The organism is Streptomyces sp. MK7, from assembly GCF_032658145.1.
GTDB lineage: Bacteria > Actinomycetota > Actinomycetes > Streptomycetales > Streptomycetaceae > Streptomyces > Streptomyces spiralis.
Map to the genome: position 1 here is coordinate 284,070 of NZ_JAVACL010000001.1, position 12,490 is coordinate 296,559.

15 protein-coding genes and 1 pseudogene are annotated in these 12,490 nt (G+C 71.3%); 12 read left to right on the forward strand and 4 right to left on the reverse strand.

Annotated elements, in window-relative coordinates; all coding sequences use genetic code 11:
* Positions 1 to 3: 3 nt before the first annotated feature.
* The gene (locus tag R2S09_RS01245; protein ID WP_316739269.1) at positions 4 to 1,113 is read right to left on the reverse strand and encodes a hypothetical protein; all 1,110 of its coding nucleotides are present in this window, start codon (positions 1,111 to 1,113) and stop codon (positions 4 to 6) included.
* 158 nt (positions 1,114 to 1,271) lie between these two features.
* On the opposite strand from R2S09_RS01245, the gene R2S09_RS01250 reads away from it, so the two are divergent.
* The 6 genes from R2S09_RS01250 (at position 1,272) to R2S09_RS01275 (ending at position 8,019) form a co-directional block, all read left to right on the forward strand.
* Positions 1,272 to 1,724 (forward strand): hypothetical protein, encoded by a 453-nt coding sequence (locus R2S09_RS01250; RefSeq protein ID WP_306184721.1) that lies wholly within the window; start codon positions 1,272 to 1,274, stop codon positions 1,722 to 1,724.
* Positions 1,725 to 1,902: 178 nt separating this feature from the next.
* Positions 1,903 to 2,889, forward strand: a complete 987-nt coding sequence (locus R2S09_RS01255; RefSeq protein WP_316739270.1) for a hypothetical protein — start codon at positions 1,903 to 1,905, stop codon at positions 2,887 to 2,889.
* 42 nt (positions 2,890 to 2,931) lie between these two features.
* The gene (locus tag R2S09_RS01260; protein ID WP_306184719.1) at positions 2,932 to 3,948 is read left to right on the forward strand and encodes an endonuclease/exonuclease/phosphatase family protein; all 1,017 of its coding nucleotides are present in this window, start codon (positions 2,932 to 2,934) and stop codon (positions 3,946 to 3,948) included.
* A 116-nt stretch (positions 3,949 to 4,064) separates the two neighbouring features.
* A complete protein-coding gene (locus R2S09_RS01265) occupies positions 4,065 to 5,480 on the forward strand; it encodes a VWA domain-containing protein (protein WP_316739271.1) in 1,416 nt (471 codons plus the stop codon).
* 106 nt (positions 5,481 to 5,586) lie between these two features.
* A complete protein-coding gene (metG, locus tag R2S09_RS01270; protein ID WP_306184716.1) occupies positions 5,587 to 7,203 on the forward strand; it encodes a methionine--tRNA ligase in 1,617 nt (538 codons plus the stop codon).
* A 117-nt stretch (positions 7,204 to 7,320) separates the two neighbouring features.
* On the forward strand, positions 7,321 to 8,019 hold the full coding sequence (locus R2S09_RS01275; RefSeq protein WP_316739272.1) for a hypothetical protein: 699 nt from the start codon (positions 7,321 to 7,323) through the stop codon (positions 8,017 to 8,019).
* A gap of 59 nt (positions 8,020 to 8,078) precedes the next feature.
* Here R2S09_RS01275 and R2S09_RS01280 read toward each other — a convergent pair whose 3' ends face one another.
* Positions 8,079 to 8,525: a DUF1772 domain-containing protein gene (locus tag R2S09_RS01280; RefSeq protein WP_306184712.1), complete on the reverse strand. Its 447-nt coding sequence runs from the start codon at positions 8,523 to 8,525 to the stop codon at positions 8,079 to 8,081.
* 90 nt (positions 8,526 to 8,615) lie between these two features.
* Here R2S09_RS01280 and R2S09_RS01285 point away from each other — a divergent pair, with 90 nt between their 5' ends.
* Positions 8,616 to 9,194, forward strand: coding sequence for a TetR/AcrR family transcriptional regulator (locus R2S09_RS01285; RefSeq protein ID WP_316739273.1), 579 nt, complete (start codon positions 8,616 to 8,618; stop codon positions 9,192 to 9,194).
* 93 nt (positions 9,195 to 9,287) lie between these two features.
* Here the strand turns inward: R2S09_RS01285 and R2S09_RS01290 are convergent, their stop codons facing one another.
* Both R2S09_RS01290 and R2S09_RS01295 read right to left on the reverse strand, forming a co-directional pair.
* The gene (locus tag R2S09_RS01290) at positions 9,288 to 9,512 is read right to left on the reverse strand and encodes a DUF397 domain-containing protein (RefSeq protein ID WP_316739274.1); all 225 of its coding nucleotides are present in this window, start codon (positions 9,510 to 9,512) and stop codon (positions 9,288 to 9,290) included.
* Positions 9,509 to 10,384 carry a helix-turn-helix transcriptional regulator gene (locus R2S09_RS01295; protein WP_316739275.1) on the reverse strand — a complete coding sequence of 292 codons (876 nt, stop codon included), beginning with the start codon at positions 10,382 to 10,384 and terminating at the stop codon, positions 9,509 to 9,511. The genes R2S09_RS01290 and R2S09_RS01295 overlap by 4 nt, the downstream gene beginning before the upstream one ends.
* A 158-nt stretch (positions 10,385 to 10,542) precedes the next feature.
* On the opposite strand from R2S09_RS01295, the gene R2S09_RS01300 reads away from it, so the two are divergent.
* The 5 genes and pseudogenes from R2S09_RS01300 to R2S09_RS01320 all read left to right on the forward strand — a co-directional run bounded on the left by R2S09_RS01300 (position 10,543) and on the right by R2S09_RS01320 (position 12,359).
* On the forward strand, positions 10,543 to 11,088 hold the full coding sequence (locus tag R2S09_RS01300) for an ATP-binding protein (protein WP_316739276.1): 546 nt from the start codon (positions 10,543 to 10,545) through the stop codon (positions 11,086 to 11,088).
* A 147-nt stretch (positions 11,089 to 11,235) separates the two neighbouring features.
* Positions 11,236 to 11,466, forward strand: coding sequence for a hypothetical protein (locus tag R2S09_RS01305; protein WP_306184707.1), 231 nt, complete (start codon positions 11,236 to 11,238; stop codon positions 11,464 to 11,466).
* A pseudogene (locus R2S09_RS01310) lies at positions 11,429 to 11,710 on the forward strand (hypothetical protein); the annotation flags it as partial. The gene R2S09_RS01305 and the pseudogene R2S09_RS01310, both read left to right, overlap by 38 nt.
* A gap of 47 nt (positions 11,711 to 11,757) precedes the next feature.
* A complete protein-coding gene (locus R2S09_RS01315) occupies positions 11,758 to 12,105 on the forward strand; it encodes a hypothetical protein (protein ID WP_316739277.1) in 348 nt (115 codons plus the stop codon).
* Complete coding sequence (locus tag R2S09_RS01320) at positions 12,102 to 12,359, forward strand: hypothetical protein (RefSeq protein ID WP_316739278.1); 258 nt, start codon at positions 12,102 to 12,104, stop codon at positions 12,357 to 12,359. The genes R2S09_RS01315 and R2S09_RS01320 overlap by 4 nt, the downstream gene beginning before the upstream one ends.
* Positions 12,360 to 12,490: the final 131 nt, after the last annotated feature.

The window sequence follows — 12,490 nt, forward strand, 5'->3', positions numbered from 1 at the left end:
GCGTCAGCTCTGGCTCTGCAATTGCCGCAGCTGCCGCCGCACGTCGTCCAGCGCTCCCCGCCGCCGCCCGGGGACGCGCCCGCGCAACTCGGCGAGAACAGGCCCGAGTTCCCGGGCTCGCTCGGGTTCGCGGATCCGTCCCCACTGGTGGTGCGCCCGGTCGACGGCGGCCTCGACCGCGGGCGCGTCGGCGCTCTGCCCCATGGCCAGCCGGGTTGCGGCGACGGTGAGCCAGGCACGGCAGCTGCGGGCCGCGTCCCCGGCGAACATGGCCAGGTCGGCGCGGACCTCCGTCCAGTGCAGCGCGTCCTCGGAGGCCGCCCCGTACGCCCGTACGGCCGTCTGCTCCCAGCGGGCGGCGAGCGCGTCGGCGTCGCCGTGCCGCCCGGACTCCACCCAGGCGGCGATGGCGGCGTGCGGGTCGGCCACCGCCCGCCGCCGCGCGGCGAGCACGATGCCCGGGCCGCCCTCCACACCGGCCCCCACCGCACCAGCGCCCGCCGCGCCGGCCCCTTCCGCGCCGCCGGCCAGCCGTGCCAGCGCCTGCTCGTGCAACTGCTCCAGCGGCGGCCGGTGCCCGCTGCGCAGGATCGTCGCCACCGCCTTCATGTACGCCGGGACCGCCACCGTGCGCCGCGACGGCGGCGGTGCGATACGCCCGTACACGGCGACGGTGCGGCCCACCTCCAGCGGGCGCTCGCGCAGCTGCCGCCAGCTCTCCTCGTCCGCGTACAGATCGGCCACGAGGGTGGTCGTGCCGTCCGGACGCAGCCGCAGCTCCTCGCGCAGCCAGTGCCAGGGCAGCGCGGTGTAGCGGACGGTCGCGGGCGTGGTGCGGGCCAGCGCCAGGTGCGGCAGGCGCTGGCGGCGGTCGAGCTGCAACTGCCCGGTGACGAAGACGGTCAGCGGAGCGGGGGACGCCGCGGCGGCGCGCAGCCGGGTGAGGACGGCCTGCGGCTCCACCGGGTCGGCGAGCTCGACGACGCTCGCGGTGTCGGTGCCGGACAGCACGGCCGGCTCGACGGCGGCCAGCACCGGAAGCACGGACGCGGCGTCCACCAGACGCCCCCTGCCCACCGGCGAGGCCGCGAGCAGCAGCACGGTTCCAGGCATGGTCCCCCCGCGTCGTCGGTCGCGTACGGACAGCACCGTAACCGCAGTAACCGCTGCGGCCGCAAAGGCGGGTAGGAATGTGCGTCCGCCGACTTGCCAGGGATCCGTCCCAGGTGTGCTCTGGTAGGCGGGGGCGACGAGGAGAGAGGAGCGCTCTCATGGCTCACGCGGCACCCGTTCCCGCCCGCACCACCACCCCGGCCACCCGGCAGCCCCGTACGCCCGACTTCTTCAGCCACCGGGCGCACAGCGTCGGACGGTGGGCGGGTCCCTTCGCCATCGGCCTCGTCTACGGCTACTGGGCCGCGGCCGACCGGCGCTCCGGCGGACCGATCACGACCGGGAACCTGGTGTTCGGCTTCGTGACCGTGATCGTCTTCACGGTGCTGATGGCGGGCATGCTGTACCTGGCCCCGCGGCTGTCCCGCGAGCTGCACGCCTTCGTGTGGTTCCTCTTCTCCGCCGCGGCCTTCGGGTTCCTGTACAGCCAGTCCGGGGAGTCCGTCCTGCTGACCGTCGGCCTGTCGCTGGCGTTCGGCGTTCTCGTGGGGCTGTTCTGCTTCTACTGGTTCTACACGCACGAGGACGCACAGGGTCACCGCGTCCGCTGACGCGCGAGGCCCGCTGCATGAAGCCTGCTGGATGAGGTCTGCTGCATGAGGCCTGCGCATCAGGCCTCGCGGGGTCTGGTACGCCAGGCTGACCGTCCGGCGCCGCGCGCTCACCCGGCGTCACCCGAATGCCGCCTCTCCACTGGCGGAGCCGGTGCCGACGGCATTCGCTGAAAGGGTGTCCCGACCTCTGCGAAGCGGCCTGTCGGCCGTGCTGATCACCCTGTCGTGCCTGCTCGTGCCGTTCGGCGCGCTGTCGGCCTGGGCGGCGTACGGGCTCACGGACACCGGCCGCTACGTCACCACCATGGCCCCGCTCGCCGCCGACCCGGACGTGCGCGAGGCGGTCGCGGACACCGTCGGGAACGGCATCCTGGACGAGATCGGCCGCCAGGTGGACGCCCGGGTGATGCGGGCGACCGTGGCCCCCTTCGTGCACGACGCGCTCCACTCGTTCACGCAGACCGCGGCCTTCCGCACCGCGTGGAACGAGGGCAACCGGGCCGCCCACGACGCCGTCCTGCGCGCCCTGCGCGACGACCCCGCCGGGCGCGACCGCCCGGTCACCGTCGACCTCGCCCCCGTCACCGCCAACGTCAAGGCCCGGCTCGCCCAGGACCACGTGCCGCTCGCGAACCGCATCCCCGTCGAGCACGCCGAGGTCGCCCTGCTCCCGGCCCAGGAGCTGGGCCGTCTGCGGAAGGGATTCCACGTGCTCGAAGTCGCCGGCTTCTGGCTCCCCGTCGCGGCCGTGGTGTTCGCCGTCGCCGGGATCGCGCTGGCCGTCTGCCGCCGCCGCGCGCTCACCGCCACCGCGCTCGGCACCGCCCTCGGCGGCGCGCTGCTCGCCCTCGCCCTCGCCGTGGGCCGCAGTCTGACCCTGTCCGACCTGCCCGACGAGGTCTCCCGGCCGGCCGCGGCCGCCGTCTACGACGCCCTGACGGCCACCCTGCGCACCGTCTCGTGGCTGCTGATGGCTCTCGGGCTGACGGTGGCCGCCCTGACCTGGCTCACCCGCCGCCGCACGGCCGGCAAGGACCGAGCCGGCCGAGGCAACCGGCCTCGTCCACGCCCGCGCCTCCGCCTCCTTCTCGGACGCCGCCGGCGCGCCTCCTCCGCACCCACGCAGTCCCAGCCGCCGGAGCCGACACGCGTCGACGCCTGATCTCCTGGCGCGCGCGGGCCGTGCCTCGTAGGCTCCAGGGCCGTGGCCGCGACCCAGTACGAGACCGACCGGACCTACGGGGAAGGGCTCCGGGGAGGGCGTGCGAGGGCCCGGGCCTGGTGCGCGGGGCTGCTGTTCGCCGGGGTGAGCGTGGTCGTCGGCTGCCGGCTCGCGGACAGCGACGGCGTGACGCCCGTGCCGCAGCTGCTCGCCTTCCTCCCGTGGCTGCTCGTCCCCACCGGACTGGGGCTGGCGCTCGCCCTGCTCGGCCGCTGGTGGTTCGGGGCGGTGTGGGGCGTGGTGGTCCTCGGCCTGCTGGCGTGGTTCATCGAGCCGTACGGCAGGGTGGCGGAGCCGACGGGCGCCCCGGTCGCCCATGTCAGGGTCCTCACCTCGAACGTGGAGTTCGGCCGCGCCGCGCCGGCCCTCGTCCCGGTGATCCGCCGTGAGCGGCCCGACATCGTGTTCGTGGAGGAGTGCGACTACGCGTGCCAGGACCTGCTGCGGCAGGACGTCGGAGGCGACTACCCCTACCGCCGGGCGGTGGCGGCGGCCGGCTCGAAGGGCTCGATCATCCTCAGCAGGTACGCGCTCAAGGGCACGGCCGGTGTCCGCGGCCAGATGGGCATGCCGGGCGCCGTCGCCGACGTACGGGGGCATCCCGTACGACTCCAACTCGCGCACCCCAAACCACCGTTGCCCGGCCAGGTCGCGCTCTGGCACCGGGAGCTCGGCAGGCTGCGGGCGTTCGCGGCGGCCGACCGCACGACGCCCACCGTCCTGGCCGGTGACTTCAACGCCTCCCAGGATCACGCCGGTTTCCGCCGCATCCTCGACACCGGTCTGCGCGACGCGGCCCGCCTAGCCGGCTCCGACCGCACCCCCAGCTGGCCGGCCCGCACCACACCCACCCTGGGCGCCCAGATCGACCACGTGCTGGTCTCGGACGAGTTCTCCGGGGACCACGCCCGCTTTCTGCGCCTGGCCGAGACCGACCACCGGGCCCTCCTGGTCGACCTCACCCTCCACGTGCTCCAGGCCGCGGCGACCCGGCCTTGACACGGTCCCGCCCCCGACGCTGTCCCCTGCCCAAGATCACCACCAAGGGCCGCTAACCTTACGTGTCCGTCCTGGCCAGGGATCGACGGGAACAACTCACGCGAAGGGTTGCGCACATGGGCATTCTCACTCGCCTGCGGAACGCGTTCGGCCGCTCACGCAAGGGGCGTACGGCCGAAGCAGAGGGTGCGGAACAGGTTCCGACCCAGGAGCCGTCCCCCGCGGCCGCGCAGCACCCGGAGCCGAAGGCCCAGGTCCCGTCCCCGGCCCCGGAACCCACCCCGGACTCCGCGCCCGCACCCTCGGCCCCGGTCACGGCCCATGTGCCCGACCCCCGCACCGCACCTCGCGAGGAACGCGAGGACCACGAACTGGTGGCGGCGGCCTTCGACAACGTCACGGTCCCCAAGCCGGCGAAGCCGGTGGAACCGACGACGGAGACGCCGGCCCAGGCCCCGGAGCCTGAGCCGGAGGCAGAGGCAGAGGCAGAGTCTGGGAACGAGCCGGAGCCGACCCCGGAACCGGAGCCGACCCCGGAACCGGAGGCGAAGGCGGAACCCCAGGCGGAAGCAGCGGACGCCCCGGAGCCGACGTCTGAGCCGGCGCCGGCGGAGACCGCGGAGACGACAGAGACGGCGGAGGCGGCGGAGGCGGCGGAGACGAACGCACCGCAAGCCGCCGACGCTCAGGAAGCCCCGCAGGGGCCACCCGCACCCGACGACGAAAGCCCCACGGGCGGTGCGGTCGGGAACGAAAACCCGGCCGAAGGCGAAGCCGAGGTCGAGGCCAAGGTCGAGGCCGAAGCCGAGGTCGAGGCCAAGGTCGAGGCCGAAGCCGAGGTCGAGGCCGAAGCGCAGGCAGCCAAGCCCGCCACCTCCCTCGCCCAGGTGAAGACCCGCGCAGCGGCCCTCACCACCGCCTACAAGGCCGCCACCGCCGCCCTGAAGAAGAACGACCTCACCGGCGCCCGCGCCAAGGTCTACCTCGTCCTCGACCGCTCGGCCTCCATGCGCCCGTACTACAAGGACGGCTCCGCCCAGGCCCTCGCCGAACAGACCCTCGCGCTCGCCGCCCACCTCGACCCCGAGGCCACGGTCCACGTGACGTTCTTCTCCACCGAAGTGGACGGCACCGCCGAGCTCACCCTCACCGACCACGAGAACAAGATCGACGAGGTCCACGCCTCCCTGGGCCGCATGGGCCGTACGAGCTACCACGCGGCGGTCGAAGAGGTCCTCGCCCACCACGCGAAGTCCACGGACGGCGCGACCGCCCCCGCCCTGGTGATCTTCCAGACGGACGGCGCCCCCGACGCCAAGACCCCCGCCACCCAGTCCCTCACCGAGGCGGCGAAGAACCACCCCGCCGTCTTCTTCTCCTTCGTCGCCTTCGGCGAGCACGACAACAAGGCCTTCGACTACCTCCGCAAACTGAAGACCGAGAACACCTCCTTCTTCCACGCGGGCCCCGCCCCCCGCGAGCTCACCGACAAGGAGTTCTACGAGGGCGTACTGGCCGCCTGGCGCCCGTAGCGTCCCGCCGAACCCCGCCCGTGGGGTGGACGGAGTCACGTCCGGCCTCGTCCACCCCACGAAACGCATGTGAGTCGATCTTCACGGGGCCAGTAGGATTTCGACCATGGCGGCCACTGGATCCGAGAAGCAGGGTGACAAGGCGTTCTACGTCTCCACCCCCATTTACTACGTCAACGACGCTCCTCACCTGGGCCACGCCTATACGACCGTCGCAGGCGACGTGCTCACGCGCTGGCACCGTCAGCGCGGCGAGAAGGTGTGGTACCTCACCGGCACGGACGAGCACGGTCAGAAGATCATGCGCACGGCCGAAGCGAACGGGGTCACGCCCCAGGAGTGGGCCGACAAGCTCGTCACCGAGTCCTGGCGCCCCCTGTGGGAGCACCTGGAGATCGCGAACGACGACTTCATCCGCACCACGCAGAAGCGGCACACCGACCGCGTCCAGGAGTTCGTCCAGGACCTGTACGACAAGGGCGAGATCTACAAGGGCGGCTACGAGGGCCCGTACTGCGTGGGCTGCGAGGAGTACAAGCTCCCCGGCGAGCTGCTCGACGGCGAGGGCGAGTACGCGGGCCAGAAACTGTGCCCGATCCACAAGAAGCCGGTCGAGATCCTCAGCGAGGAGAACTACTTCTTCAAGCTGAGCGCGTACGGCGACAAGCTGCTCGCCCACTACGAGGCGAACCCCGACTTCATCCAGCCCGAGTCGGCCCGCAACGAGGTCCTGAACTTCGTCCGCCAGGGCCTCCAGGACCTGTCGATCTCCCGCTCGACCTTCGACTGGGGCATCCCGATCCCGTGGGACCCCAAGCACGTGATCTACGTGTGGGTCGACGCGTTGCTGAACTACGCCACGGCGGTCGGCTACAACGAGAACCCGGAGAAGTTCGAGTCGACCTTCCCGGCGGACGTCCACCTGGTCGGCAAGGACATCCTCCGCTTCCACGCGGTCATCTGGCCGGCGATGCTGATGGCCCAGGGTCTGCCGCTGCCGCGCAAGGTCGCGGCCAACGGCTGGCTGATGGTCGGTGGCGAGAAGATGTCGAAGTCGAACCTGACCGGCATCAAGCCGCAGGACCTGACCTCGCACTTCGGCGTGGACGCCTACCGCTGGTTCTTCCTGCGGGCGATCGCCTTCGGTCAGGACGGTTCGTTCTCCTGGGAGGACTTCTCCGCCCGCTACACCAGCGAGCTGGCCAACGACTACGGCAACCTCGCCTCGCGCGTGGCGGCCATGGTCGGCAAGTACTTCGGCGGCACCCTGCCCGAGGCGACGGCCGACGGCGAGGCCGAGAAGGCGATCCACGACGGACTGGCCAAGGCGGTCACCGAGGCCGACCGGAAGATCGGCGACGAGCTGGACTTCCAGGGCGGCATCCTGGCCGTCTTCGACTTCGTCAAGCAGGTCAACGGCTACATCACCGAGCAGGAGCCCTGGAAGGTCGCCAAAGACGACTCCGAGGAGGGCCGGGCCCGCCTGGCCACGATCCTCTACACGGCGGCGGAGTCCCTCCGCGCGGTCGCCGTCCTGCTGAACCCGGTCATGCCGGAGACCTCCCAGAAGCTGTGGGACTCCCTGGGCGCCGACGCGTCCCTGGGCGCCCTGGCCGGCCAGCGGGTCCAGGAGGCCGGCACCTGGGGCAGGCTCCCCGCCGGCTCGACGGTCACCAAGGGCGCGGTGCTCTTCCCGCGTCTCGAGGAGAAGCCGACGGCGTGACGCCGTAGAACATCGCACACCGCCCCGAGGAGCCCCCCTCCCGGGGCGGTCGCGTGTCCGCACCGGCGCGCTGTCGGCACGGCTTCGAACCCGGCGTCCTGCACGCATGGAGCTCCCGTGAACCTCTCCGCAACCCACCAGCGTCTCCTCGGCGACACCGTCACCGCGGGCAGCCCGTACGGGCTGGTCCTGGCCGGCGGGTACGCCCTGCAGGCGCACGGCCTGCGGACCCGGCCGCACGCCAACGTCGACGTCGCGACGGAGAGCGGCGAGCCGATGGACCGCATCGCCGCCGACATGCGCACCGCCCTGGAGGCGCGCGGCCGTCAGGTGCGCACCGTGTCCGTGGCCCCGCTGTCGGCGCAGCTCGCCGTGACCGATCCGCCGACGGGCGAGGAGTGCACGCTGGCCCTGCACAAGGAGGCGTTCTGGCACCCTCCCGTGCTCACCGAGGCCGGTCCCACGCTGTGCCTGGAGGACGCGGTCGGTACGAAGATCCGCGCCCTGTACGACCGGGGCGCCGCCGTCGACCTGATCGACGCCCGGGCCGCCGCAGCCCGCTTCGGCTTCCCCCGCCTGGAGGAGCTGGGCCGCCGCCACGCCCACGACCCCTTCGACCTGCCCACCCTCCAGTCCCGCCTCACCGGCACGGACTGGTACCCGGACACCGCCTTCACCGCGTACGGCGTCCAGCCGCGGGAGATCCCCACCCTGCGCGCCTGGGCCCAGCACTGGTCCGACGACATCGCCGAACGCCTCCTGGAGGACGGCGCCTCCCCCGACGACCCCGCCGACTCCGACGACTCCGACGACTAGGGCCGACCAGGGCGCGTATCGAGTCGTGATCGCCACCAGCGCGGTGCCGGTCCGCGGGCTCAGGTGAGGGCGGCGACCAGCAGGGCGAAGGCGGCGATGAGCACGGCGACGCGGAGGTAGTGGAAGCGGTCCCAGCGGTTCATCTGCTCCTTCCAGTCCTCGGGTCGGTTCTCGGGGGTCCACGTCTTGCCCCGGTTGTTGATCGGGACGAGCAGCAGGATCGACATGATCACGCTGAGGATCAGCAGCACGCCGGCGGTGACGGTGAGGCCGGCGCCGGGGTGGCGCCATCCGGCGACGGCCCAGACCGCGACGAGGACAAGCGAGGTGATGTACCAGACCGGCATCACAGCGCCGAGCATCCGGCCCCCGTGGGCGCGGCCGAGTTGCCCACTGTCCTCGGGGAGTGCGTTGAGGATCGGGTTGATGACGAAGGCGACGGAGAACTCCACCCCCACCATCACGCCGACAACCACGGTGGTGAACACCTCGAGTGCGCTGAGCATGATGACCCTCCAGGGATCTAGCACTGCTAGCCGATGAGGCAACGCTAGTACTGCTGCCGCTCGATTGTCTAGCAGTGCTAGGATCGGAGCATGTCGGTACAGGAACGCAAGGAGCGCGAACGGGCGGACCGCGAGCGCCTCATCGTGGCCACGGCCCGCGAACTCGCCGAACAGCTGGGCTGGGACGCGGTCACCACCCGCCGGCTCGCCGAACGCATCGAGTACAGCCAGCCCGTTCTCTACAGCCACTTCCGCGGCAAGCGCGAGATCATCGGCGCCGTCGCCCTCGAAGGCGCCACCGAGATGGCCGCGGCGCTACGGGCCGCGGCCTCCGCCGCGGACGGCCCCCGCTCCCGGGTCACCGCCCTGGCCCGCACCTACCTCGACTTCGCCGAGCGCAACCCGGCGGTCTACGACGCCATGTTCCAGCTCGACGGTGGCTTGGCGTTCGCACACGAGGACACCCCGGAGCCGCTGAAGGACGCCTTCGGTGCCCTGCTGGAAAGCCTCGGCGAGGTCGCCGGGGACGGTGTCCACCCGGGACTGTTCACCGAGACGTTCTGGGCTGCGCTGCACGGACTGGCCACCCTGACCCGGGCGCGACGGCTCCCGCCGCAGGACACCGAGCGGAGGGTGGACCTGCTGGTGAGCCGGCTCACCATGATCTGACACACCACCTCGGCTCGAGTTCTGACGCCGCCGGTCCCCGCGGCGAGGAGTGGCCGGCCCGGTTCCCCGGACCCTGCTGCCTGCCTCCGGGGGTCAGCCGAGAGGCCGGCTCCCGGACGCGTATGCCACGAAGTCCGCCCACGCCTGCGGCTCCAGCGCGAGGCGAGGGCCGGCGTCCCGGTACTTGGAGTCGCGGACGTGGATGGTGCCGGGGGTGGTGGCAACCTCGATGCAGGAGTCGCCGTCAGGGCCACTGCTGTAGCTGCTCTTGAACCACGCCAGTTCGGAGGCGTCACCGGCGGGGGCCTTGCGGATCATGTTTCTCCCAGCAGTTGCTCGATGAAGGCCAGCGACTCCCCTGGCGGGAGAGCCTGCGCCCGGATGCTGCCATACCGCAGCTCAAGAATGCGGAGTTGCCTCAGGTCAGTGACGGGACGGCCGTTGAACGCACCGTCGGAGCGCCCCACAGCGGTACCGTCCTCGAACTTCAGCAACTCGATCCTGCCGCTCATGCCGGGGTGTGGCGCACTGTCCATCGGCATCACCTGGAGGGAAACACTGCTCAACTGTCCCACCTCCAGCAAGCGTTCGAATTGCTGCCGCCGGACCATTGTGCCTCCAACATTGCGCCGGAGCGTCCCCTCTTCCAGGACGAAGCTCAGCGCCGGCGCAGGGCATCGCTCATAGATGGCTTGCCGAGCGACACGGGCGGCTACGCGGCGCTCCAAGTCCCCCGGCGCGTAGGCGGGCTGCCACGACTCCAGCAGCGCCCTGGCGTAGTCCGAAGTCTGCAACAGACCGGCGATGTTGCTGTTCTCGTACACCCCGATCTCGACCGCCCGCGCCTCCATCTGGGCCAGATCCCGCACCTTCTTCGGGTACCGGACCTTCGCCACGTCCTCCTTCATCGCCGAGAGCAGCCCACCCGCCCCCAGCACCTCGTCCGCCCTGTCCAGATACTCGGGCCGGGGAATCCGCTTCCCGCTCTCGATCTTGTAGACGAGGTCCTCGCCGTACCCCACGGCCTTCCCGAAGTCGCCGGCCCGCATCCCCACGGCCTCCCGCCGCAGCTTCAACTGCCGTCCCACGGTGGTGACCACGGCCACGCCCCACTCGTCGTCCGGGTCCACCTCCCACCCCGGCTCGTCAGCCTCGGTCCTCAGCCGCCGAACCTCGCCGTCCACCGACATGCGCGCGCCCCTCCGTCGTACCGCCTCGTGCCAGCCACGCCCTACCCGTACGCGACGCCCCGACAAGCCCGGACACCACCGGACAACGACCGGACAGTCACCGTACGCAACCGGGACGTCACGCCTCACGGTAGGCGCATCCGGCCACGCTGAGTGACGTGAACCAGAAACTCCCCCGACCCGGCAGGTCCATCCGCAACTTCAGCGTCCTGCTGTCCCCCACACCGCGAGGTGCCCGCCTCGCCCGACTGCTCGCCACCGAACAACTGCGCACCTGGGGACTCCCGTTGGACCCGGCGCGGCTCATCGTGGCCGAACTGGCGAACAATGCCGCCACCCACGGACGCGTCCCCAGCCGGAACTTCCAGCTCCTGCTCTACGTGGTCGGCGAGATCCTCCGCATCGAGGTCACGGACACGCGCGGTGACCAGCTTCCGTATCGCCAACCCACCAACCCGACCACCGAAGCCGGCCGCGGCCTGACCCTCGTAGCGGCCCTCGCCGACCGCTGGGGAGTCACCCACGGCCTGCCGCCCCGCAAAACGGTATGGGCCGAACTCACCCTCCCATCGCGGGAATCACCGGAACCTGACCGCCCAATCTCCGGTCCTGCCTGCGCTCCCTATGCACTACCCACTGAGGAGAAAGCACCCCACCAAGCCCCACCCCTCCCTCCCGCGCCGCAAACTCACTCCGGCGAGTGAATATGCCCAACTGAGCTGGATTCGGGACGGGTTGCATGCCTTACGCTCAGCGCGGCAAGGCACCACCACAGACATGCGACGGCCCTCGCCGGGACTGCCATCCCAGTGCGAGGGCCTGACCACCGAGGAAGAAAAGGACTCTTCCCGATGGATACCGAAAACCGTAGCGCGCCCGCGGGCGCCCAGCCCCGTATCCCGGCGAAAAACCACCCCGCCGGGCACCGCACCGCCGGCGTCGTCCACGCCCACGTCCGCCACACCGAGAACTTCACAGTGATCGGCAACGACCCGGCCCAGCACCCGGAGCTGTCCCTGCTCGCCATCGGGCTGGCCTGCTACGTCCAACCCGGACAACGACTGGGTCACCAAGCTGCGTGACTACCCCCTGATCGGCGTCCCGGTCTACACGATCTTCGGCCCCCGCACGGGCACCGGCGCCGTCTTCGCGGACATCCACCCCAGCCCCGACGTCCCCCGCTACGCCACCCGCAAGGACTTCGTCTACGGCGAGAACGTCACCATCGCCGACTGGACGATCTCCAGCGAGGGCCTGCCTCGCTACGAAGCAAGAAGGGACGAGCAGCGGTGGCACACGCCCACGACGTATGGCGCCCCCTCCTGATGAAGGCCCCGCCGGATACCCTGGCTGGGGCAATCCTGGAGGACACCATGAGCACACTGCCCGACCACGGACACGAGCTGATCCCCCGCCCCGAGCACACACCCGACGCCCTGCGCCAGGCTCTCGCCGTCGTGGCCCCGGGCCGCCTCGCGGAAATGCAGGCCACGAAAGACGAGGCGTTCGCCAAGGCGATCGAGTGGCAGTCCGTGAGCCCTGTGCAGAGCTGGGTTCTCCGCTGGGCCCGGGACATCGAGATCGCCCGCCGCCCCGACCTCTCCGCTCGCTTCGAGCGCGCGGAGAGCGGCCTGGAGGACGAGGATCCCGCCCTCGCCGAAGAAGCTCTTCGGGAGCTGACCGCCGTACTGGACGAAGCCATGAAGGCAGTACGCCGTTGAGCTGGAAGTGGGAGTACGCCTTCGGCGCCGAGGAAGCCGCCCGCACGGCACCGTCCGCCTTCCTCACGCAGGTGGAGCGGAGGGCGGACGAACTGGTCAGAGCCGCCGAAGCGTTCCACCTCCACGGCCGGGCCCACCAGAGCCCCGATCCGAGGGGCGGCGACATCATCGTGCCTGGTGGCATGTTCACGTACCAGGTCGTCGTACGCAGCGAGCGGGTCTACGTGGTGCAGATCACCTACCTCGGGTTCTGAGCTCAGCCGCCTCGGCGACTGCTGCCCGGGCCCCTGCTCCGGCCGCGCCATGAACTCCCGCACCCCCGAACATGACCCGCGCGGAAGAAGGCGCCCGGGACCGACCAGGTCCTGGGCGCCTTCGCGATCCG

Coding starts and splice junctions, on each gene's coding strand:
- R2S09_RS01245 (WP_316739269.1), bottom strand. CDS start 1,113: ATGCCTGGAACCGTGCTGCTGCTCGCGGCCTCGCCGGTGGGCAGGGGG.
- R2S09_RS01250 (WP_306184721.1), top strand. CDS start 1,272: ATGGCTCACGCGGCACCCGTTCCCGCCCGCACCACCACCCCGGCCACC.
- R2S09_RS01265 (WP_316739271.1), top strand. CDS start 4,065: ATGGGCATTCTCACTCGCCTGCGGAACGCGTTCGGCCGCTCACGCAAG.
- metG (WP_306184716.1), top strand. CDS start 5,587: ATGGCGGCCACTGGATCCGAGAAGCAGGGTGACAAGGCGTTCTACGTC.
- R2S09_RS01280 (WP_306184712.1), bottom strand. CDS start 8,525: ATGCTCAGCGCACTCGAGGTGTTCACCACCGTGGTTGTCGGCGTGATG.
- R2S09_RS01285 (WP_316739273.1), top strand. CDS start 8,616: ATGTCGGTACAGGAACGCAAGGAGCGCGAACGGGCGGACCGCGAGCGC.
- R2S09_RS01290 (WP_316739274.1), bottom strand. CDS start 9,512: ATGATCCGCAAGGCCCCCGCCGGTGACGCCTCCGAACTGGCGTGGTTC.
- R2S09_RS01295 (WP_316739275.1), bottom strand. CDS start 10,384: ATGTCGGTGGACGGCGAGGTTCGGCGGCTGAGGACCGAGGCTGACGAG.
- R2S09_RS01305 (WP_306184707.1), top strand. CDS start 11,236: ATGGATACCGAAAACCGTAGCGCGCCCGCGGGCGCCCAGCCCCGTATC.
- R2S09_RS01315 (WP_316739277.1), top strand. CDS start 11,758: ATGAGCACACTGCCCGACCACGGACACGAGCTGATCCCCCGCCCCGAG.